The sequence below is a fragment of the Azospirillum himalayense genome, from assembly GCF_042657465.1.
GTDB classification, from domain to species: Bacteria; Pseudomonadota; Alphaproteobacteria; order Azospirillales; family Azospirillaceae; genus Azospirillum; species Azospirillum himalayense.
This window is the reverse complement of record NZ_JBHSLC010000122.1, coordinates 68,201-88,612: the sequence shown is the minus strand read 5'-3', so window position 1 is coordinate 88,612 and position 20,412 is coordinate 68,201. Positions and strand designations below refer to the sequence as shown.

Genomic DNA, 20,412 nt, shown 5'->3' with positions numbered 1-20,412 from the left:
ATTTGGTATCCACACGCCATGACGCCCCGAGACCCTGCCCAAGACCCCGTCCTCGACATCCAGGAGAAGCCGCTCCGCGACGCGCTGAGCGAGCGGTATCTGAGCTACGCGCTGTCCACCATCATGGCGCGGTCGCTGCCCGACGTGCGCGATGGGCTGAAGCCGGTGCACCGGCGTCTGCTCTACGCCATGAGCCAACTGCGGCTCGACCCCTCGACTCCGCCGAAGAAGTCGGCCCGCGTGGTCGGTGACGTGATCGGCAAGTTCCACCCGCACGGCGACACCTCCGTCTACGACGCGCTGGTCCGTCTGGCGCAGGACTTCGCGGTGCGCTACCCGCTGGTGGACGGGCAGGGGAACTTCGGCAACATCGACGGCGACAACGCCGCGGCCATGCGATACACCGAGGCGCGCCTGACCGACGTTGCCAAGGCCCTGCTGGAAGGCATCGACGAGGACGCGGTCGATTTCCGCCCGACCTACGACGGCGACGGGGACGAGCCGGCGGTCCTGCCGGCCAACTTCCCCAACCTGCTGGCCAACGGCTCCAGCGGCATCGCCGTCGGCATGGCGACCAACATCCCGCCGCACAACGCCGCCCAGCTCTGCTCCGCCCTGAGGCTGGTGCTGAAGCACAAGCAGGACTGCGTGAAGGCCCTGCTGGCCGGCAAGGAGAAGCCGGCCCCGACGAAGATCGAGGATCTGGTCACCCTGATCTCCGGCCCCGACTTCCCGACCGGCGGCGTGCTGGTCGAGCCGCGGGCCAACGTGGTCGAGGCCTACCGCACCGGCCGCGGTTCCTTCCGCCTGCGCGCCAAGTGGGAGGTGGAAAAGCTGGGGCAGGGCACTTGGCAGGTCGTCGTCACCGAGATGCCCTATCAGGTGCAGAAGGCCCGGCTGGTCGAGAAGATCGCCGAGCTTCTGACCAACCGCAAGCTGCTGCTTCTGGAGGACGTGCGCGACGAGTCGGCGGAGGACGTGCGCCTCGTCCTGGTGCCGAAGAGCCGCAACGTCGATCCCGAGGTCCTGATGGCCTCGCTGTTCCAGACGACCGATCTGGAAATCCGCTTCGCCATGAACATGAACGTGCTGGACAAGGACAACGTCCCGCGCGTCATGAACCTGTTCGAGGTGCTGGACGCCTTCCTCGACCACCGGATGGAGGTGCTGGAGCGGCGGTCCCGCCACCGGCTGGCCAAGATCGACCACCGGCTGGAGGTTCTGGGCGGCTACCTGATCGCCTATCTGAACCTGGACGAGGTGATCCGCATCATCCGCGAGGAGGACGAGCCCAAGCAGGAACTGATGCGTGCCTTCTCCCTGACCGAGGTGCAGGCCGAGGCCATCCTCAACATGCGGCTGCGCAACCTGCGCAAGCTGGAGGAGATGGAGATCCAGCGCGAGAACGACGCGCTGACCGCCGAGCGGGCCGGCCTGAGCGAGCTGCTGGCGGACGAGAGCCTGCGCTGGAAGACCATCGGCAAGGAGACGGAGGAGACGCGCAAGCGCTTCGGCGAGGACCGCCGCACGCAGGTCGCCGAGGCCACGGCCGTCATCGACATCCCTGTCGACGCCATGGTGGAGCGCGAGCCGCTGACCGTGCTGTGCTCGCAGAAGGGTTGGATCCGCGCGGTGCGCGGTCATCTGACCGACGCCGAGCGCCTCGACGTGAAGTACAAGGAAGGCGACAAGGAAGGCTTCTGGGTCCATTGCGAGACCACCGACAAGCTCCTCGTCTTCGGCACCAACGGCAAATTCTACACGCTGTCTGCCGACAAGCTGCCGCGCGGGCGCGGCTTCGGCGAGCCGGTGCGGCTGATGATCGACCTTGGCAACGAGGCGGACATCATCACCCTGTTCAAGCACCAGCCCGACCGCCGCCTGCTGGTCGCGTCGGAGGATGGCCGCGGTTTCCAGGTGGAGGAGAACGAGGTCGTCGCCCACACCCGCTCCGGCAAGCAGGTTCTCAACCCCGACGACAACAAGGACGCCAAGATCTGCATCCCGGCGGAAGGCGACCACGTGGCCGTTATCGGCAACAACCGCCTGCTTCTGGTCTTCCCGTTGGAGCAGGTGCCGGTGATGGCCCGCGGCAAGGGTGTGCAGCTTCAGAAGTACAAGGACGGCAGCCTGTCCGACCTGAAGGTCTTCACCATCGCCGAGGGGCTGAGCTGGAAGCACGGCGAGCGGCAGTTCAACGTCACCAACCTGACCGGCTGGCTGGGCAACCGCGCCGGCGTGGGCAAAATGCCGCCCAACGGCTTCCCCAAGGTCAACCGCTTTACGTGATCCGGCGGTTCACCTGAACCCCTATTACCTAACGTTGCACGCAAACGGGGGGGCTTTTGGCCCCCCGTTTCACTTTTGGCGGAATTTCCGACGGAAAATTCCCGAATTGGTAGGGTCGAGCCATGCTCGGGCTTGAAGTCTGCCCCGCGATTCCGGCATAGTGATCGTATCAAAATGAACTCGGTACCACCGACCGAAGGAGTGCCCCGAAGGGGGCGCCAGGGGCCGGAGGAACACCGGGCGAAAGGGAGGCACGCGCATGGTCACCACAGATCCGTGTGAAGGCACAGCGGCGGCACGGGGGCTCATCGGCTCCGGCAGTTCCGGTCCGTGACCCGCACGGTGACGTCGATCCGGCGTTGCCAGACAACTTCCAACAAACAACAGCCTTTCGGTTTGCACGCCGCGCCCCCTTTGCGGGGGCGGGAACGGCGGTGTGCGCCCACGCCGGGACGAGAGGACCCAAGGAGACCGCCATGAAACGCCGTACCTTCATCACCAGCGCCGGTGTCGGTGTCGCCGCCAGCACGCTGGCCGCCCCCGCCATCGCGCAGAGCAACCCCGAGATCAAGTGGCGTTGCGCGTCGAGCTTTCCCAAGAGCCTGGACACCATCTACGGCGGGGCCGAGCGGGTGGCCAAGCGCGTCGCCGAGATGACCGAGGGCAAGTTCCAGATCCGCACCTTCGCCGGTGGTGAGATCGTTCCCGGCCTGCAGGTGCTGGACGCCGTGAAGGACGGCACCGTGGAATGCGGCCACACCGTCTCCTACTACTATGTCGGCAAGGACCCGACCTTCGCCTTCGACGCGGCGATGCCCTTCGGGTTGAACGCCCGCCAGCAGAACGCCTGGATGACCCACGGCGGCGGCATGGACCTGATGCGCGAGTTCTTCAAGGGCTACAACATCATCCAGTTCGCGGCGGGCAACACCGGGACCCAGATGGGCGGCTGGTTCCGCAACGAGCTGAAGTCCGTCGAGGACCTGAAGGGCCTGAAGTTCCGCATCGGCGGCTACGCCGGCACCATCCTGCAGCGCCTGGGCGTCGTGCCGCAGCAGATCGCCGGCGGTGACATCTACCCGGCGCTGGAAAAGGGCACCATCGACGCGGCGGAGTGGGTCGGCCCCTACGACGACGAGAAGCTGGGCTTCAACAAGGTCGCCAAATACTACTACTACCCGGGCTGGTGGGAAGGCGGTCCGCAGGTGTCCTTCCTCGTCAACCTGCCGCAGTGGGAGCAGCTTCCCAAGCACTACCAGTCGGTTCTGGAGGCGGCCTGCGCCGACGCGACCGCCGACATGGTCGGCAAGTACGACGTGGTGAACATGCACGCGCTGAAGCGTCTGGTCGGCGCCGGGACCATTCTGAAGCCCTACCCGCGCGACATCCTTCAGGCCTGCTACCAGGCGACCTTCGACGTCTATGAAGAGGAAGCCGCCAAGAACGAGAAGTTCCGCAAGGTCTACGAGCCGTGGCGCAAGTTTCGCGACGAGGAGTATCTGTGGTTCCGCGTTGCCGAGAACACCTTCGATAACTTCGTGTACTCGGCCCCGACGCCGAAGAAGAAGTCCTGACAAAGCCGGACACGGAAAAGCCCCGCGGAAGCGGGGCTTTTTTGTTGCCGGTGATCCGGTGAACATCCCGCTCCCCGGTCCTCTCCCGCAGAGCGGGAGAGGAGGCGGTCGCGCCGGCTACTTGCCCTGCAACTGCCGCATGAGGTCGGCGTTGGGGTCTTCGGTGGGCTGTTCCGGCGCGCCGAAGGGCGGCGGCGGCTCGCCCGAATCGAAGGCCGGGATCTCGATCTTCACGTCGTCCAGATTGATCGGCTCGCCGCGGTCCAGGCCGGAGAAGACCATCTCCGGGAACATGATGACCAGCGCCACCATGATCAGCTGGATGCAGACGAACGGCACGGCGCCCCAGTAGATCTGGCCGGTGGTGATCTTCTTGATGATCTTTCCGGTGATCTTGTCCTTGTAATCCTCCCGTGGAGCGACGCTTCGCAGGAAGAACAGGGCGAAACCGAAGGGCGGATGCATGAAGGAGGTCTGCATGTTGACGCCGAGCAGGACGCCGAACCAGATCAGGTCGATGCCCAGCTTTTCCGCGACCGGGGCGAGCAGCGGCACGATGATGAAGGCCAGCTCGAAGAAGTCGAGGAAGAAGGCGAGCAGGAACACCATGATGTTGACGACGATCAGGAAGCCCAGTTCGCCGCCCGGCAGGCTGGTCAGCAGATGCTCCACCCACAGGTCGCCGTTCACGGCGCGGAACACCAGACCGAAGACCGTCGAGCCGATCAGGATGAAGATGACGAAGGAGGACAGCTTGGCCGTCGTGTCCATCGCCTGACGCATCAGCGCCCAGCTCAGCTGCCGCTTCATGAGCGCCAGGATCATGGCGCCCGCGGCACCCATGGCGCCGCCTTCCGTCGGCGTCGCGATGCCGAGGAAGATGGTGCCCAGCACCAGGAAAATCAGGACCAACGGCGGCACCAGCGAGGTCAGCACCCGGAACAGCAGCTGGAAACCGCGCAGGCTGCGCGCTTCCGGCGGCAGGGCTGGAGCGAACTCCGGGCGGACGATGCTGACGACCAGGATGTAGCCGGCGTAGAGGCCAGTCAGAACCAGCCCGGGGACCAGGGCGCCGGCGTACATGTCGCCGACCGAACGGCCGAGCTGGTCGGCCAGGATGATCAGCACCAGCGACGGCGGGATGATCTGGGCCAGCGTGCCCGACGCCGCGATGACGCCCGACGCCAGCCGCCGGTCATAGCCGTAGCGCATCATGATCGGCAGCGAGATCAGGCCCATCGAGATCACCGACGCGGCGACCACGCCGGTCGTCGCGGCGAGCAGCGCGCCGACGAAAATCACCGCGTAGGCCAGACCGCCGCGCAGCGGGCCGAAGAGCTGCCCGACCGTGTCGAGCAAGTCCTCGGCCATGCCGGATCGTTCGAGGATCAGGCCCATGAAGGTGAAGAAGGGAATGGCCAGCAGCGTGTCGTTGCGCATGATGCCGAAGACGCGCTCCGGCAGCGCCTGGAACAGCGCCGGGGTCAGCAGACCCAGCTCGATGCCGATCAGACCGAAGAGCAGGCCGTTCGCGGCGAGCGCGAAGGCGACCGGGAAACCCATCAAAAGGAAAAGAACAAGCGCCGCGAACATCAGCGGCGCCATGTTCTCAATGAGGAAGGCGGCCATCGTGTGTGGTTCCCGGTCTCTTAGGAGTGGCTGTGCATCTTCTCGCCGGGCTGGTCAATGAGACCGGCCAGGAAGGCGATGCGTTTGATCAGCTCGGACACCGCCTGCAGGGTCAGCAGGAAGAAGCCGACGGGAACCAGGATCTTGGCCGGCCAGCGGATCAGGCCGCCGGCGTCGCTCGACATCTCCTTGGTGATGAAGCTGTCCCAGAACATCGGCCAGGAGAGCCACATGATCAGGATGGCCATCGGGAACAGGAAGAAGAGGATCCCGAAGATGTCCACCATGCACTGGACGCGCCTGGAGAAACGGCCCAGCACGATGTCGATGCGGATGTGTTCGTTGCGCAGGAACGTGTAGCCCGAGCACAACAGGAACACTGCGGAGAACAGGTACCATTGCAGCTCAAGCCAGGCGTTGGAGCTGTAATGCAGGCTGTAGCGGATGACCGCGTTGGCGGAACTGACGATCACGGCGACCAGCACCAGCCAATAGACGAGCTTGCCGATGCCGTCGTTGACAGCATCGATCAGCCCGCTGATTCGGAGCAGGAACCTCAACGGAGAGCCTCCCTGTTGGTTTGGGACGGGTGTATCCCCGTCCGTTCCTTTTGTTGCCCTGTGAACGATGGCGCTGGGCGCCGGTTCAATCTTTTATGGTAACACCATGGGGTGTTTGCTGCGGCAATATTCCGCAGGAGGCCCCGGCAGCGCAAGAGCTTGAAAGCCTTTATACGTGATTGCCCCAATAGTCACTGATCAGAGGCAATCCGGCGAGCGGTCGGTCAGTCGGTCGGATCGTTCGGCAGGCGGAACCAGCCGTCGCGGCCCAGCGCCTCCAGCGGGCGGAACTTGGCCTTGTAGGCCATCTTGCGGCTTTGGGCGATCCAATAGCCGAGATAGACGTAGGGCAGGCCGTCCGCCTGGGCGCGCTCCAGCAGGCTGAGGATCATGAAGCTGCCCAGGCTGCGGCGGTCCTGGCGGGGATCGTAGAAGCTGTAGACCGCGGAATAGCCGTCGGTCAGTCGGTCGGTCAGCATGCAGCCGACCAGCCGTCCGTCCGCGTCGCGGGCTTCGAACAGGCTGGTGTCGGCCCGGCCCTCGTCGATCATGGCGGCGAAATCGGCCATCGCCATGCGCGCCATGTCGGACTCGCCGTGGCGGGAGTTCTGGTAGAGCGAGAACAGCCGGTACTGCTCCGTCGTGGCGGCGGCCGGCGCCTCCGCCAGGGTCAGGTCGCCGTTGGCCCGGCGGACGCGCTTTTGCGACCGGGTGGGGACGAAGGAGCCCACCGGGATGCGGACCGGGACACAGGCCTGGCAGTTCGGGCAGACGGGACGGTAGACGATGTCGTGGCTGCGTCGGAAGCCGGCGCGCGACAGGGTGGAATTGACCTCCGCCGAATAGGGACCCAACAGCCGGGTGAACAGCTTGCGCTCCACCCGCCCCGGCAGATAGGGGCAGGGCATCGGCCCGGACCGGAAGAACTGCTGGAGCGGACGGAGTTGCGGCTGGATGACCGACATCGGGCTGGCTGACTTCTGGATCACCGGCCCGTGGGCCGGCTGTTGGGGTTCGACGGTTGGAGAGTGTGCTGAACGGAGCTTACTTCAACTGGGGCTATTGGGACTGGCTCTGGGTCACGGTGACGGTGTCCTGGCCGAAGAAGGCGCGTCCGATCTCGTTGGTGATGCCGCAGAGCTGGGCCTGCACGCCGTCCAGATACTCGTGCAAACCTTCCTGGATCACAACCTCGATCGGGCGGGCCAGAAGCGCGCCAAGCAGCTCGTCCACCTTCTCCATCGCGTCACTGCCGTTGCGCAGGGTGTAACGGGACTTCAGGCGGGTCAAGAGGCCGTCGATCTGTCGCACACACATCACAACCGACCGGGGGAATCCCTCGTTGAACATCATGAAGCCGGCGACCGTGGTGGGCGACATGCCGCGCGGGTAGACGCGCCGGAAGGCGTGGTACCCGGCGGCGGAGCGCAGCACCGTCGTCCACTGGCTCATGTCGAGCGTGGAGCCGACCGCGACGGGGGAGGGCAGCAGCGTGTGGTACTTGATGTCGAGCAGGCGGGTGGTCTGGTCCGCCCGCTCGATGTATTTGCCGAGCTGGTAGAAATACCAGCCCTGGTCGCGGTAGAAGGTGCCCTCGGTGATGCCGGTGTGGGTCTGGCACTCCTCCTTGATCCAGGTGCAGACCTTGGACAGGTTGGGCAGGGCCACGTCCTTGCCGTTCATCTCCACCAGCTTGTTGTGGAACACGTTGATCTGCGTCCACATCTCGGTGGAGATCCAGGGGCGCAGCACGCGGGCGTTCTCCCGCGCCATGCGCAGCATGGAGACCAGCGAGTTCGTGTGCTGGGTGTCGAACATGTAGTAATGGACCACCGCCTCCGCCGTGGGGCGGTCGTGGCGGCTGAAGAAGTCCTTCTCGTCGGCGTTGAGCTGGACGATGGAGAACCAGTTGGTCATCCCCCGCGTGTCGCGCGCGAAGGTTTCATGCACGTCCAGGATGCGGGCGAGGTTCTCGGCGCGCTCCATGTAGCGCGCCATCCAGAAAATGCATTCGGCGTAACGGGCCAGCAGATTCACGACGCGCTCCCTTCCTGTGCCCCATCCTGGAGCACCCCGTCCTGAAGAACCCAGGTGTCCTTGGACCCGCCGCCCTGCGACGAGTTGACGATCAGCGTGCCCTTCTTCAGCGCCACGCGGGTCAGGCCGCCGGGCAGCACCCAGGTGTTCTTGCCCGTGATGGCGAAGGGCCGCAGATCGACGTGGCGGGGATCGATGCCGTCGTCGGTCACGGTGGGGCAGACCGACAGGTCGACCACCGGCTGGCTGATGTAGTTGGACGGATCGGCCAGCAGCTTGGCCCGGCAATCCGCCAACTCCTCCTTGCTGGCGCGCGGGCCGATGGTGATGCCGTAGCCGCCGGCCTCGCCGACCGGCTTCACCACCAGCTTGTCCAGGTTGTCCAGCGTGTACCGCAGCGCGTCGGCCTCGCGGCAGATGCGCGTGTCCACGTTGGGGATGATCGCCTCCTGGTCCAGGTAGTATTTGATCATCCGCGGGACGTAGCAGTAGATCGCCTTGTCGTCCGCCACGCCGGTGCCGATGGCGTTGGCCAGCGCCACATTGCCCTTGCGGTAGGCCTCCAGAAGGCCCGGCACGCCCAGCATGCTGTCCGGGTTGAAGGCCTTGGGGTCGAGGAAGGCGTCGTCGATGCGGCGGTAGATCGAGTCGACGCGCGCCAGACCGTTGGTGGTCTTCATGTAGACGCGGTCGTTCTCCACCACCAGATCGCGGCCCTCGACCAGCGGCACGCCCATCTCGCGCGCCAGGAAGATGTGCTCGAAATAGGCGGAGTTGTAGGAGCCGGGCGACAGCAGCACGACCTGCGGGTCGGCCACGTCCTGCGGCGCGATCTCCATCATCGCGTCGAGCAGCTTGTGCCCGTAATTGTCCACCGGGCGGATGCCGATGTCCTGCATCAGGTCGGGGAACACGCGCTGCATCATGTGGCGGTTCTCGACCACGTAGGACACGCCGGACGGCACGCGTCCGTTGTCCTCCAGCACGCGGAAGGTCCCCTCGCGGTCGCGGACGAGGTCCGTGCCCATGATGTGGATGTAGGTGTCGAACGGCACGTCCAGCCCGACCATCTGCGGCCGGAAGCAGCTGTTGCCCAGCACGAGGTCGGCGGGGATCACCCCGTCCTTCAGGATCTTCTGGTCGTGGTAGATGTCGTGGAGGAACAGGTTCAGCGCCGTGACGCGCTGGGTGATTCCGGCCTCCAGATGCGCCCATTCCTTGGCCGAGATGACCCGGGGAATGATGTCGAAGGGAAGAATCCGGTCCACCGCGTCCTTGTTCGAGTAAACGAGGAAGGTGATGCCCAGATTGTACAGTTCACGTTCGGCGTCCTGCGACCGCCGCAACAGATCCCCGAAGTTCAGACCGGCCAGTCTCTGCCGGATCAGCGCCGAGTGCTCGGCTGGATAATCACGGCCTCCGAACAATTCGTCGTAGTAAAGGCCGGGATCATAGTTCGTCAAAAGGTCAGTCGCCTTGCCTTCGGGTACGCTCACAGACTCCCCCGCAGCTAACGCCCTTGATTGACCGATGCCGTGTGGCAATGGTGTCTGCCGCGAAGTATGAACCATCGCTTCGCCTTTTGAACAGGGCAAACATTCCCCGCGTTGTGCGGCGCATCGACAAAACAAGAAGGGGTATGTTCAAAGGCAAGGAACTAACGCCTTGGTACCAACTCATCATCGGCTTTGGTATCAATTCGTGGCGGCGGGTGCGGCGGCGGTCTTGCTTTCGCGCAGCAGCACCATGCTGATGCGGCGGTTGCGCGGGCTGCCCGGCTGGTCGGGCACCAGCAGATCGCGGTCGGCGCGGCCGATCACGTCCTGGACGCGCTCCTCCGGGATGCCGCCGGCGATCAGGGCGCGGCGGGTGGCGTTGGCGCGTTCGGTGGACAGGTCCCAGTTGTCGCGCCCGGCCCCGGAGGTGAAGGGGATGCCGTCGGTGTGGCCGCTGATCGACAGCTTGTTGGGCAGCTTGGCGAGCGCCTTGGCCACCTGCATGACGAGCTGGCGGGTCTGCGGGTACATCTGGCCCGACCCGCCGGGGAACATCGAGACGCGGTCCTGGTCGACGATCTGGATTCGCAGGCCTTCCGGCGTCTGGTCGATCATCAGGTTCTGGGCCAGCGGCTCCAGCTCCGGCACGGATTGGATGGCTTGGCGGATCTCGGTGGCGGCCTGCTGGAACTGGCGGGCCTCCTTCTGGGCGTCCTGCAGCTTCTCGCCGCCCTCCTTCACGCGCTCCGCGAAGTCGGACAGCCGCTCGCCCGGCTTCTGGCCGGGAATGCCGAGCTGCTTGGCCTGCTCCTCCAGCCGCTTCTGGTAGTCGAGCCGCGACTCGTTGGACTTCTGTTCGGCGGTCGAGGCGGGCGGCGGCGGGGCGGCGTCGGTCGGGTCGTTCGCCTCGTCGTCCTCCTGGGCCGAGTGGCCGGGCGGGCCGGAGACCGGGACGTCGGCGGACATCGGGGAGGAGGGGGACATCTGGGCGCCGGGTGCTGTGATGGTGCGCCCGCCCAGCATGCCGCCGGACCCGGAGGTTTCGCGGCTGACAGAGCTGGGCGAGAAATAGTCCGCGATGCCCTTTCGCTGATCCGACGTGGTGACGTTGAGCAGCCACAGCAGCAGGAAGAAGGCCATCATCGCCGTCACGAAGTCGGCGTAGGCGACTTTCCACGCGCCGCCATGGTGACCGCCATGGCCACCCTTCTTCTTCTTGATGATGATCGGCTGTTCGCCGCCGGACGGGTTCGCTGACATGAAGCCTTGCTGAGTGGGGCCCTGTGGTCGGGAATTCGCGGTCCGTGCGGACACCCGAAGGGTGGGGTGTTATCCTTAAGATCCATTTAATGCGGCGGAGGGCGGCTTCCGCCCGCTTCCTGACGGTCTGGGACAGATGCGGCTTGCACCGAGGGTCTGGCTGGGTTAATCCCGCTGTTTCGCCGCCGCACCCTCGCCCCAATAACCGACGAGCCCACACAGGCCGCCATGACCATCGACTCTCGGGCCTTCCGCAACGCCCTCGGATGCTTCGCCACCGGCATCGCCGTGGTCACCACCATCGCACCGGACGGCGAGCCGATCGGCGTGACCGTGAACTCCTTCTCGTCGGTGTCGCTCGACCCGCCGCTGGTGCAGTTCTGCCTGGGCCGGGCGGCCATGTCCTTCGAAGCCTTCACCACCGCGACGTCCTTCGCGGTGAACATCCTGGCCGAAGGGCAGGCGGAGCTGTCCAACCGCTTCTCCCGCCGCGACCTCCAGGAGCGCTGGGACGGGGTGGGGGTCGAGCGCTGGGACAGCGGGGTACCGATCCTCACCGGCTGCCTCGCCAGCCTGGAGTGCGACCGCGCGCATGTCTATGACGGCGGCGACCACGTCATCATCGTCGGCCGCGTCCGCCGCCTGTCGGGCAGCGAGGACGGGAAGCCGCTGCTCTACTTCCGCGGGGCTTATGCGCAGCTTTCCTGAGCCAGGGCCGGGTCAGGAAATATCCGTCATCAGTTCCGTCGGGAAGCCCGCGTCCTCCATGTGGGCGACGAGGCGCTGGACATGGCTGCGACCGCGGGTTTCGAGCACCACGTCGATCTCGGCCATGCGCACCGGCACGTCGTGGAACAGACGCTGGTGATGCACCTCGACAATGTTCGCGCCGGCCTCGCCGAGCAGGCGGGCGACGCGGGCGAGCGCGCCGGGGGCGTCGGTGATGCCGATGCGCAGCCGCACCATGCGCCCCTCGTAGACCAGCCCGCGCGTCAGCACCTGCGCCAGGATGCGCGCGTCGATGTTGCCGCCGGACACCACGATGCCCACCCGCTTGCCGCGGAACCGCTCCGGATCGTCGAGCACCGCGGCCAGACCCGCCGCCCCGGCCCCTTCCGCGACCAGCTTCTGCACGGTGGCGAGGCGGTAGACGGCCTCCTCCAGCCGCGGCTCGCCCACCTCGACCACCGCGTCCACATGCCGGCGGACCAGCGGCAGCGTGACGGCGCCGGGGGCCTTGACGGCGATGCCGTCGGCGATGGTGGCGCCGCCGCAGGTGATGGGTTGCCCGGCCAGCGCCTGGCGCATCGACGGGAACATGGCGCACTCCACCCCGATCACCGCGATGTCCGGCTTCAACGCTTTGGCCGCCACCGCCATGCCGCCGATCAGCCCGCCGCCGCCCACCGGCACCACCAGCATCTCCAGGTCCGGCGCGGCGTCGAGCAGTTCCAGGGCGGCGGTGCCCTGGCCGGCGGCGATCAGCGGGTCGTCGTAGGGGTGCACGAAGGTCAGCCCCTCGCGCGCCGCCAACTCCTGCGCGTGGGCCGCGGCGTCGCTCAGCGTCTCGCCGTGCAGTTCGACCCGTGCGCCGAGGCTTTCCGTGCGCTCCACCTTGGTGAAGGGGGTGAAGGAGGGCATCACGATGACCGAGCGGATGCCCAGCCGCGTGGCGTGGCAGGCCACCGCCTGGGCGTGGTTGCCCGCCGACATGGCGATCACCCCGGCCCGCCGCTCCGCTTCGCCCAGCGACAGCAGCTTGTTGAGCGCCCCGCGCTCCTTGAAGGAGCCGGTGAGATGCTGGTTCTCCAGCTTCAGCACCACCGAGCAGCCGGTAATCTCCGACAGGCGGGGCGAGGCTTCGGTGGGGGTGACGGGGAGGTGGCTGCCGATCCGGGCGGCGGCGGCGCGGACGTCGTCCAGGGTCAGGGGCAGGGGCAGAGACGGTGTAGCCTCGGTCATGGCGAACTCCCTGGACGGGTGGGGGAAAGCGTCAGCAGCGTGGCGCCGTCGCGGGCCAGCGTGCCGCGGTCGCCGGCCAGCCCCAGCCCCACCCCGTCGCGCCAGCTCTGCACCAGATCCCCCCAATGGGGCGACAGCGGGTTGCCCGACTGGCCGGTGGCGATGGAGAAGCGGGAGTTGCCGAGATCCGCCAGATCATAGACCGCGCGCAGCCCCGGACCATGAACGTGGGAGAAGGGGGCCTGCGGGTCGCGCACGCGGGTGGTGCCGCGGTTGACGGTGAAGGCGCCGCCGCCGGTCGGGATCGACAGGTCGAACATTGAACCGAGCAGAGGCACTTGGCCCAGCAGCCGGTGATTCAAGGCGGCCTTGTGCTCCGCCCCCCAGCGCCAGCCGCTCATGTCCGCGCCGTGGCGCCGCTCGATCTCCTCCAGCGCCGATTTCAGGGACCCCGCCAGCATGACGGTGCAGTCCTCGCGGGCCGGCGTCGTCCGGTCGTCGCACCAGTGCGGCGCCTGGGTCAGCACGCGGTGCAGGGCGCGGGGGCGCAAGTCCCAGTAGCTCTGGAACAGCGGCCCCAGCTCGTCGGCGAAGACGCTGCGCACCAGCTCCCGCTCCCACCAGGAGAAGATCAGCGGCTCGGCCCGGTCGCGGTCCATCCGCCCGTCCCAGCCGGCCAGACGGTCCAGCGCGGCGCGGGCCTGTCCATTGAGATCGGGCACGCTGCGCAGCGGCTCCAGCATCAGCGGCAGCAAGTCGCGCGCCGGCAGGGACAGCTCGTCCATCTGCTGGGCGGCGACCTCCTCCACCGTGTGCGGGCCGTCGCCGAGCATTTGCACGATCCGCTCCGCGCGGGCGGGGTCCGGCCATTCGGTCGCCAGGGCATAGGGGTAGCCGGGGCCGACCACCGCGTTGTTGGCGTTGACGAACTGGCCCGACGGCGGATCGACCGCCTGGGGCAGCGCGTCGAAGGGGATGTAGCCGATCCAGTCGTACTCGCCGGTCCAGCCCGGCACCGGAACGCGCCCGTCGCCGCCGCGCCGCACCGGGACCAGCGCCGGCGACAGGAAGCCCAACGTTCCCTCCGTGTCGGCGTAGACGACGTTCTGCTGCGGCGCCACGTGGAGGAACAGCGCTTCGCGCACCGCGGCGGCGTCGGCGGCGTGGTTGAGGCGGTACAGGGCCTCCCCCGTGGTGTCGGCGGCGGACAGGCCGGGGAAGGCCAGCGCCAGCACATGGCCCTCCGGCGCCGCGTCGGCGGCCTCCGGCGTGGTCAGCACCGGACCGTGCCGCGTCTCGCGCACCGTCAGCGTCTCGTCCGGCTGGCCGGCGACGCGGATCGTCTCCCGTCGCGCCTCGAAGGCCATGCTGCCGTCCGGCGTCAGGTAGCGGTCGGGATCCTGCGGGTCGAGCTTCTCGATGAAAAGATCCTGGGTGTCGCTGTGGGTGGTGGTGAAGCCCCAGGCGACGCGCCCGTTGTGCCCCAGGATGTGAAGCGGCACGCCGGGGATGGTCGCCCCGGCGATGCGGTGTCCCGGAGTCACGATGCGCGCCAGATACCACAGGACCGGCGCCTCCAGTCCGAGATGGGGGTCGTTGGCGATGATCGGCTTGCCGGTCGCGCTGCGCGCCCCGGTCAGCGCCCATTCGTTGGACGCGGTGTCGAAGCCGAGGTCGGGCAGGGCGGCCAGCGCGCCTTGCAGGTCCATGCCGTCGAGCGCCGCCGCCAGGGTCACCGGGGCGGTGGGGTCCGAGTCCGGGAACAGGTCGCGCATCTGCTCCGGCGTCAGGCTTTTCAGGGCGCTGGCGCGGAACAGCTCGTCCCGCGAATCGCCGGAGAGTTGGAGCGCCATCAGCTTGCCCCAGACGAGGCTGTCGGCGGGCCGCCAGGGCTCCGGCGTGTGGCGCAGGAGTTGGAACTCGATGGGCAGCGCCTCGCGGCGCGTCTCCATCCAGGCGTTGACCCCGGCGGCGTAGGCGTCGAAGGCCGTGCGGGCCTCCGGCGACAACTCCTCATAGGCCTCCTCGGCCCGGCGGTAGACGCCCAGCGTGCGCATGGAGCGGTCGAGCCGCAGCGCCCAGTCGCCGAAGCGCGTGCCGACCAGCTCGGCCAGCCGCCCGGCGGCGCCGCGCCGCATCGTCTCCATCTGCCACAGCCGGTCCTGCGCGTGGACGTAGCCGAGCGCGAAATAGGCGTCCCGCTCGGTGGCGGCAAAGATGTGCGGGATGGCGTTGCGGTCGCGCAGGATCTCCACCGGGCCTTCGATCCCCGGGACGGTGGCCGCGCCCTCATAGGCCGGCGTCTGCTGGCGAAGCCACAGCAGGAACCCGCCCGCCCCCAGCACCGGCACCACGATCACCAGGGCGAGAACGGCGACCAGGATGGCCAGGGGCTTGCGGACGGCGTGGGGGATCATCGGGTGACCAAAACTCGGAGAGGGGGCTCGACAGACAGAGATGGGGACGGGGGCGGCCCGCGGCCATGCCCGCCGAATTTGTTCGCGGCCACCCGTGATCCCGCGTTTACGGCGCTGTGGCGCCCTTCAGATACTCGACCAGATCCCGGCGGTCGGACGCGCTGGTGATGGTTTGCATCGGCATCCTGCTGCCGGGGGTCATCACGTCGGGGCCGATCTCGAACAGGCGGGCCACCGCCGCCTCGTCCCAGACGATGCCGCTGCCCTTCAGCGCCGGGGAGTAGTGATAGCCCGCCACCGCCCCGGCGGGCCGCCCGAACAAGCCCCACAGCGTCGGCCCCGCGCGGTTGCCGCCGTCCGGAGTCAGCGTGTGGCAGAAGGCGCAGGCGCGGAACAGCGCCTTGCCGCGCTCCGGATCGGGCGCGTCGTCGCCCAGCGCGGGGGTGCCGGCGGCCAGCAGGAGGAGGGCGGCCAGCGGCAGTTTCCCGCTCATGGCGCGTCGTCTGGATCGGTGACGGTCAGCGCGACCACGGACGTGTTGATGAGCAGCTTCCCGGCATTCTCGAAATTCACGGTGACGCGGTCGCCGATGGCCGACTGCACCTGGCCCAACCCCCAGTCGGGACGGGCGGGGTGGCGCACCCAGGCGCCGGGAACCAATGAATCGTCCATGCCGCGCCTCCTGCATCCGCTGGAATTGGTTATCGCTTTCGCGGGATGACCGTTGAAAAGCGGCGGCATCCGCGCTTCTGGAATGATACAAACGAACGTCGCCGCCGGCCATCCCCATGGGGCGCCGGCATGCAACAGAATGCCGCCCGGCCGGGGGAAGTTCCTGGACGACGTTCCCTGGGCTGCGGCCATGGTCGCCAACCGGTTCGCCGACGGTCGGCCATCAACGATCTGGAGACCCCCCGTGCCGCTGGACATCCGCGTGATCGAGCTTGTCGCTTCCCGCATCTGCCACGACCTCGTGAGCCCGGTGGGAGCGATCCGCAACGGGTTGGAGCTGATCGAGGAGATGGAGGACGAGCCCGCCGGCGGCTTCCTGGGCGAGGCGGTGAAGCTGATCGAGCATTCCTCCGGGCAGGCCGACCGGCGGCTGCGCGTCTTCCGGCTGGCCTACGGCCTCGCCGGGCGGGAGCAGAAGGGCTTCGGCGACACCCGCTCCTCCGCGCAGGGGTTGCTGGAGGGCGGGCGCACCACGCTGGACTGGCCGACGGGGGTGCCGAACGACCAGCTCGCCTTCAAGCGCGGGGCATCGAAGGTGCTGCTCAACGTCATCATCCTGGCCGACGAGGCGCTGACCCACGGCGGCACCATCACCGTCGCGGCGGAGGGGGACGAGCAGGCGGGCCGTTTCACCATCACCGCCGCCGGGCGTCCGGGCGCACTGAAGGACGAGTCCGCGGCGGCGCTGGCCGGCACGGTGGCCGCCGCCGACCTGACCCCGCGCAGCATCCACGCCTACATGACCGGGCGTTTCGCGGAGGACGACGGCTACCGCGTCGCCGCCACCCCGGCCGGGCCGGACCGGCTGGTCTTCACCGTCGAGTGGTGACGCGGCCCCCGCCGGGGGCGTGACCCGCGCATCGACGTGTTTCAAACCGCCGCCGGTCCGGCGCGCGGCGCTTCGTCATGGCTGCGTGGAGCGCGCTCGGCGGTCATAGGTCGCCGCGCCGGCACCGGCCTTGCCGGCTGTGACCTTGGGCCGGGTGGCTCGGCATGACGGCGGAGCCCGAGAGTGGTATCGAAGGAGGTAAGGTTCTCTTAATCAGTGTTTGACAGGCTCCCACCGTAGCTGGAAAGGCCCGTACCGGCGGCGTCGCGCACGCCGCCCTCCGGACGGCCGGCCGGAAACGGATACAATTGCGGGCGTGGGGATCGCGACATGGATGATCTGCTCTCCGAATTCCTGACGGAAACCAACGAGAACCTGTCGGTTCTCGACGTGGAACTGGTCCGTCTGGAGCAGAATCCCAACAATCCGGAACTTCTGTCGAACATCTTCCGTCTGGTGCACACCATCAAGGGCACCTGCGGCTTCCTCGGCCTGCCGCGCCTGGAAAAGGTCGCGCACGCCTCGGAAAACGTTCTGGGCAAGTTCCGCGACGGGGAACTGACCATCAACCCCGAAGCGGTCTCGCTGATCCTTCAGGCGCTGGACACCATCAAGAGCCTGCTGGCGGTGCTGGAAGCGACGGAGGCGGAGCCGCCGGGCGACGACCTGCCGCTGATCGAGCGGCTGAACCTGTGCGCCGAAGGCAAGCTGGGTGCCGCCGCCGCTCCGGCCAAGCCCGCCGCGGCCCCGGTGCCGCCGGCCCCCGCGGTCGCGGCAGCGGAGGAGGTCCCGGTCTCCTCCTCGGGGAACCTCACGCTCGACGAGCTTGAGGCGATCTGGAACGCCACCCCCGGCCCGACCAGCACCGCGCTGGCCCCGGTCGCCGCGGAGCCGGCGGAAGAGCCCGCCCCCTCGCACGATCTGGTGGTGCCGGACCCCGATCCGGTCCCCGCCGCCGCCAAGATGCCCGCTCCCGCCGCGGAGGCCGCGTCGGGCGCCGGTGCGGGCGGCGAGGCCGCGACCAAGGAATCGGCGGTCGCCGCGCAGACCATCCGCGTCAACGTGGATCTGCTCGAAAACCTGATGACCATGGTGTCGGAGCTGGTGCTGACCCGCAACCAGCTGCTCCAGATCCTGCGGTCGCAGAAGGAGAGCGAGTTCGCCGCCCCGCTGCAGCGCCTGAACCACGTGACGTCGGAGCTGCAGGAAGGCGTCATGAAGACGCGCATGCAGCCCATTGGCAACGCCTGGGCCAAGCTGCCGCGTCTGGTGCGCGACCTGTCGCACGAACTGGGCAAGAAGATCGACCTCCAGATGCTCGGCGCCGACACCGAGCTGGACCGCCAGGTGCTGGAGCTGATCAAGGACCCGCTGACGCACATGGTGCGCAACTCCGCCGACCACGGCCTGGAGGTGCCCGCCGACCGCGTGCGCGCGGGCAAGTCGGAGACCGGCCGCATTACGCTGAACGCCTATCATGAGGGCGGCCACATCATCATCGAGATCCAGGACGACGGTAAGGGCCTGGCGATCGACCGGATCAAGCAGAAGGCGATCCAGAACGGGATGGCCTCGGAAGGCGAGCTGGCGGCGATGTCCGACCAGCAGATCATCCAGTTCATCATGAAGCCCGGCTTCTCGACCGCGGCGAAGGTCACCAACGTGTCGGGCCGCGGCGTCGGCATGGACGTGGTCAAGACCAACATCGAGAAGATCGGCGGCACGATCGAGATCAAGTCCCAGCAGGGCAAGGGCTCGACCTTCGTCATCAAGATTCCGCTGACGCTGGCCATCGTCTCCGCCCTGATCGTGGAATGCGCCGGCGAGCGCTTCGCCATCCCGCAGATCAGCGTGGTCGAGCTGGTGCGCGCCGCCGCCGACAGCGAGCACACGATCGAGCGGCTGAAGGGCACGCCGGTCCTGCGCCTGCGCAACCGCCTGCTGCCGCTGGTCTCGCTGCAGGAGCTGCTGCGGCTGGACGACCAGGAGGGTGGCGAGAAGAAGACCGACGAGACCTTCATCGTGGTCACGCAGGTCGGCACCTACACCTTCGGCATCATGGTCGACCGCGTGTTCGACACCGAGGAAATCGTGGTGAAGCCGGTGGCGCCGATCCTGCGCCACATCGAGATGTTCTCGGGCAACACCATCCTCGGCGACGGGTCGGTCATCATGATCCTCGATCCCAACGGCATCGCGTCGGCGACCGGCGAGATGGCCATGGGTGAGACCGCGTCGAAGGAGGCGACCTCCGTCCAGGCGACCCGCCAGGAGGACAAGATGGCCCTCCTGCTGTTCCGTGCCGGGGCCGGCGCGCCGAAGGCGGTGCCGCTGTCGCTGGTCGCCCGTCTGGAGGATGTGGACCTCGCCAGCGTCGAATCGTCCAACGGCATGCCGGTGGTCCAGTACCGCGGCAAGCTGATGCCGCTGGTGCCGATCGATCCGGGCTTCATGATCGGCCAGGAAGGCCGCCAGCCGGTTCTGGTCTTCGCCGACGGCGACCGGTCGATGGGCCTGATCGTCGACGAGATCGTCGACATCGTGGAGGAGCGTCTGGTGGTGCAGCTCACCGCCGACCGTCCGGGCCTGATGGGCTCGGCGATCATCGCCGGCAAGGCGACGGACGTGCTCGACGCGGGCTTCTTCCTGACCCAGGCCTACAAGGATTGGTTCGGCTCGTCTTCGACCGACGCGTACGAGGAGGAGAGGGCGCTCCAGCGCGTGCTGCTGGTCGACGACAGCCCCTTCTTCCGCAACCTGCTGACCCCGCTGCTGTCGGTCGCCGGCTACGACGTCACCGCCGTGGAGAACGCCAACGAAGCGCTGGCGCTGTGCGAGGCGGGCGAGGACTTCGACGTCATCGTCTCCGACATCGAGATGCCGGGGATGAGCGGCTTCGACTTCGCCGAGGCGGTCCGCCAGGGCGGCACCCGCTGGAGCGGCACGCCGATGGTCGCCCTGTCCAGCCACGCCTCCCCGCGCGACCTCGACCGCGGCCGTCAGGCCGGGTTCACCGACTATGTCGCCAAGTTCGACCGTGACGCTCTGCTGTACGCGCTGCAGCAGACCCTGTCCGAGCAGAAAGGTGCCGCATGAGCAACGCCAAGCTGCCCGCCACCACCAAGAAGTCCAAGGGTGACGAGATCACCTCCGGTGGCAGCCAGGACTATGTGACCATGACGATCGCCGACCAGCTGTTCGGCATCCCGGTCCTGCAGGTCCAGGACGTGCTGGGGCACCAGCGGATCACCCGCATCCCGCTGGCCCCGCCGGAGGTCGCCGGTTCGCTGAACCTGCGCGGGCGCATCGTCACCGCCATCGACGTGCGCCTGCGGCTCGGCCTGACGTCGCGCCCGAAGGACAAGCCGGGCATGTCCATCGTGGTGGACCTGCGCGGCGAACTCTACAGCCTGATGGTCGATTCGGTGGGGGAGGTGCTGAGCCTCTCCAACGACGACTTCGAGCGCAACCCGGCCACCCTCGACCCGCGCTGGCGCGAAGTGTCCACGGGCATCTATCGCCTGAACGGCCAGCTCATGGTGGTCCTGGACGTGCCGCGTCTGCTGAACTTCACCACGATGGAAGCGGCCTGAGGCGAACCCCCGGTCGGTGTGCAAAGCGAAGCCT

At 67.6% G+C, this 20,412-nt stretch carries 16 protein-coding genes; 6 read left to right on the top strand and 10 right to left on the bottom strand.

What is annotated here, in order from left to right; all coding sequences use genetic code 11:
• The first annotated feature begins 18 nt into the window (after positions 1-18).
• Both parC and ACFPMG_RS34655 read left to right on the top strand, forming a co-directional pair.
• Positions 19-2,289, top strand: coding sequence for a DNA topoisomerase IV subunit A (gene parC / locus ACFPMG_RS34660; protein ID WP_377000651.1), 2,271 nt, complete (start codon positions 19-21; stop codon positions 2,287-2,289).
• A gap of 476 nt (positions 2,290-2,765) precedes the next feature.
• Positions 2,766-3,863, top strand: coding sequence for a TRAP transporter substrate-binding protein (locus tag ACFPMG_RS34655; RefSeq protein ID WP_377000649.1), 1,098 nt, complete (start codon positions 2,766-2,768; stop codon positions 3,861-3,863).
• 117 nt (positions 3,864-3,980) lie between these two features.
• Here the strand turns inward: ACFPMG_RS34655 and ACFPMG_RS34650 are convergent, their stop codons facing one another.
• From ACFPMG_RS34650 to ACFPMG_RS34625, 6 genes are all read right to left on the bottom strand, one after another.
• Positions 3,981-5,492 (bottom strand): TRAP transporter large permease, encoded by a 1,512-nt coding sequence (locus tag ACFPMG_RS34650; RefSeq protein ID WP_377000647.1) that lies wholly within the window; start codon positions 5,490-5,492, stop codon positions 3,981-3,983.
• A gap of 20 nt (positions 5,493-5,512) precedes the next feature.
• Positions 5,513-6,052: a TRAP transporter small permease subunit gene (locus ACFPMG_RS34645; RefSeq protein ID WP_377000645.1), complete on the bottom strand. Its 540-nt coding sequence runs from the start codon at positions 6,050-6,052 to the stop codon at positions 5,513-5,515.
• A 224-nt stretch (positions 6,053-6,276) separates the two neighbouring features.
• Entirely contained in the window at positions 6,277-7,017 is a 741-nt protein-coding gene (locus ACFPMG_RS34640; RefSeq protein ID WP_377000643.1) for an arginyltransferase, read from the bottom strand.
• 94 nt (positions 7,018-7,111) lie between these two features.
• The gene (locus ACFPMG_RS34635) at positions 7,112-8,089 is read right to left on the bottom strand and encodes an alpha-E domain-containing protein (RefSeq protein WP_377000641.1); all 978 of its coding nucleotides are present in this window, start codon (positions 8,087-8,089) and stop codon (positions 7,112-7,114) included.
• Entirely contained in the window at positions 8,086-9,552 is a 1,467-nt protein-coding gene (locus ACFPMG_RS34630; RefSeq protein ID WP_377000639.1) for a circularly permuted type 2 ATP-grasp protein, read from the bottom strand. Before ACFPMG_RS34630 ends, ACFPMG_RS34635 begins: the two co-directional genes overlap by 4 nt.
• Positions 9,553-9,783: 231 nt before the next feature.
• The gene (locus tag ACFPMG_RS34625; RefSeq protein ID WP_377000637.1) at positions 9,784-10,845 is read right to left on the bottom strand and encodes a flagellar motor protein MotB; all 1,062 of its coding nucleotides are present in this window, start codon (positions 10,843-10,845) and stop codon (positions 9,784-9,786) included.
• 228 nt (positions 10,846-11,073) lie between these two features.
• On the opposite strand from ACFPMG_RS34625, the gene ACFPMG_RS34620 reads away from it, so the two are divergent.
• Positions 11,074-11,553 (top strand): flavin reductase family protein, encoded by a 480-nt coding sequence (locus tag ACFPMG_RS34620; protein WP_377000635.1) that lies wholly within the window; start codon positions 11,074-11,076, stop codon positions 11,551-11,553.
• A gap of 12 nt (positions 11,554-11,565) precedes the next feature.
• On the opposite strand, the gene ACFPMG_RS34615 is transcribed toward ACFPMG_RS34620, so the two are convergent.
• The 4 genes from ACFPMG_RS34615 to ACFPMG_RS34600 form a co-directional block, all read right to left on the bottom strand.
• On the bottom strand, positions 11,566-12,807 hold the full coding sequence (locus ACFPMG_RS34615; protein WP_377000633.1) for a threonine ammonia-lyase: 1,242 nt from the start codon (positions 12,805-12,807) through the stop codon (positions 11,566-11,568).
• Positions 12,804-15,224, bottom strand: a complete 2,421-nt coding sequence (locus ACFPMG_RS34610) for a penicillin acylase family protein (protein WP_377000631.1) — start codon at positions 15,222-15,224, stop codon at positions 12,804-12,806. The genes ACFPMG_RS34615 and ACFPMG_RS34610 overlap by 4 nt, the downstream gene beginning before the upstream one ends.
• 106 nt (positions 15,225-15,330) lie before the next feature.
• Complete coding sequence (locus ACFPMG_RS34605; RefSeq protein WP_377000629.1) at positions 15,331-15,717, bottom strand: c-type cytochrome; 387 nt, start codon at positions 15,715-15,717, stop codon at positions 15,331-15,333.
• Complete coding sequence (locus ACFPMG_RS34600) at positions 15,714-15,896, bottom strand: DUF3553 domain-containing protein (RefSeq protein ID WP_014198307.1); 183 nt, start codon at positions 15,894-15,896, stop codon at positions 15,714-15,716. The genes ACFPMG_RS34605 and ACFPMG_RS34600 overlap by 4 nt, the downstream gene beginning before the upstream one ends.
• A gap of 244 nt (positions 15,897-16,140) precedes the next feature.
• Between ACFPMG_RS34600 and ACFPMG_RS34595 the strand changes: the two genes are divergently transcribed.
• The 3 genes from ACFPMG_RS34595 to ACFPMG_RS34585 all read left to right on the top strand — a co-directional run bounded on the left by ACFPMG_RS34595 (position 16,141) and on the right by ACFPMG_RS34585 (position 20,378).
• Positions 16,141-16,785 carry a histidine phosphotransferase family protein gene (locus ACFPMG_RS34595; RefSeq protein WP_377000627.1) on the top strand — a complete coding sequence of 215 codons (645 nt, stop codon included), beginning with the start codon at positions 16,141-16,143 and terminating at the stop codon, positions 16,783-16,785.
• Positions 16,786-17,115: 330 nt separating this feature from the next.
• A complete protein-coding gene (locus ACFPMG_RS34590) occupies positions 17,116-19,881 on the top strand; it encodes a hybrid sensor histidine kinase/response regulator (RefSeq protein WP_377000625.1) in 2,766 nt (921 codons plus the stop codon).
• Positions 19,878-20,378: a chemotaxis protein CheW gene (locus ACFPMG_RS34585; RefSeq protein ID WP_014198311.1), complete on the top strand. Its 501-nt coding sequence runs from the start codon at positions 19,878-19,880 to the stop codon at positions 20,376-20,378. Before ACFPMG_RS34590 ends, ACFPMG_RS34585 begins: the two co-directional genes overlap by 4 nt.
• The last annotated feature ends 34 nt before the right edge of the window (positions 20,379-20,412 follow it).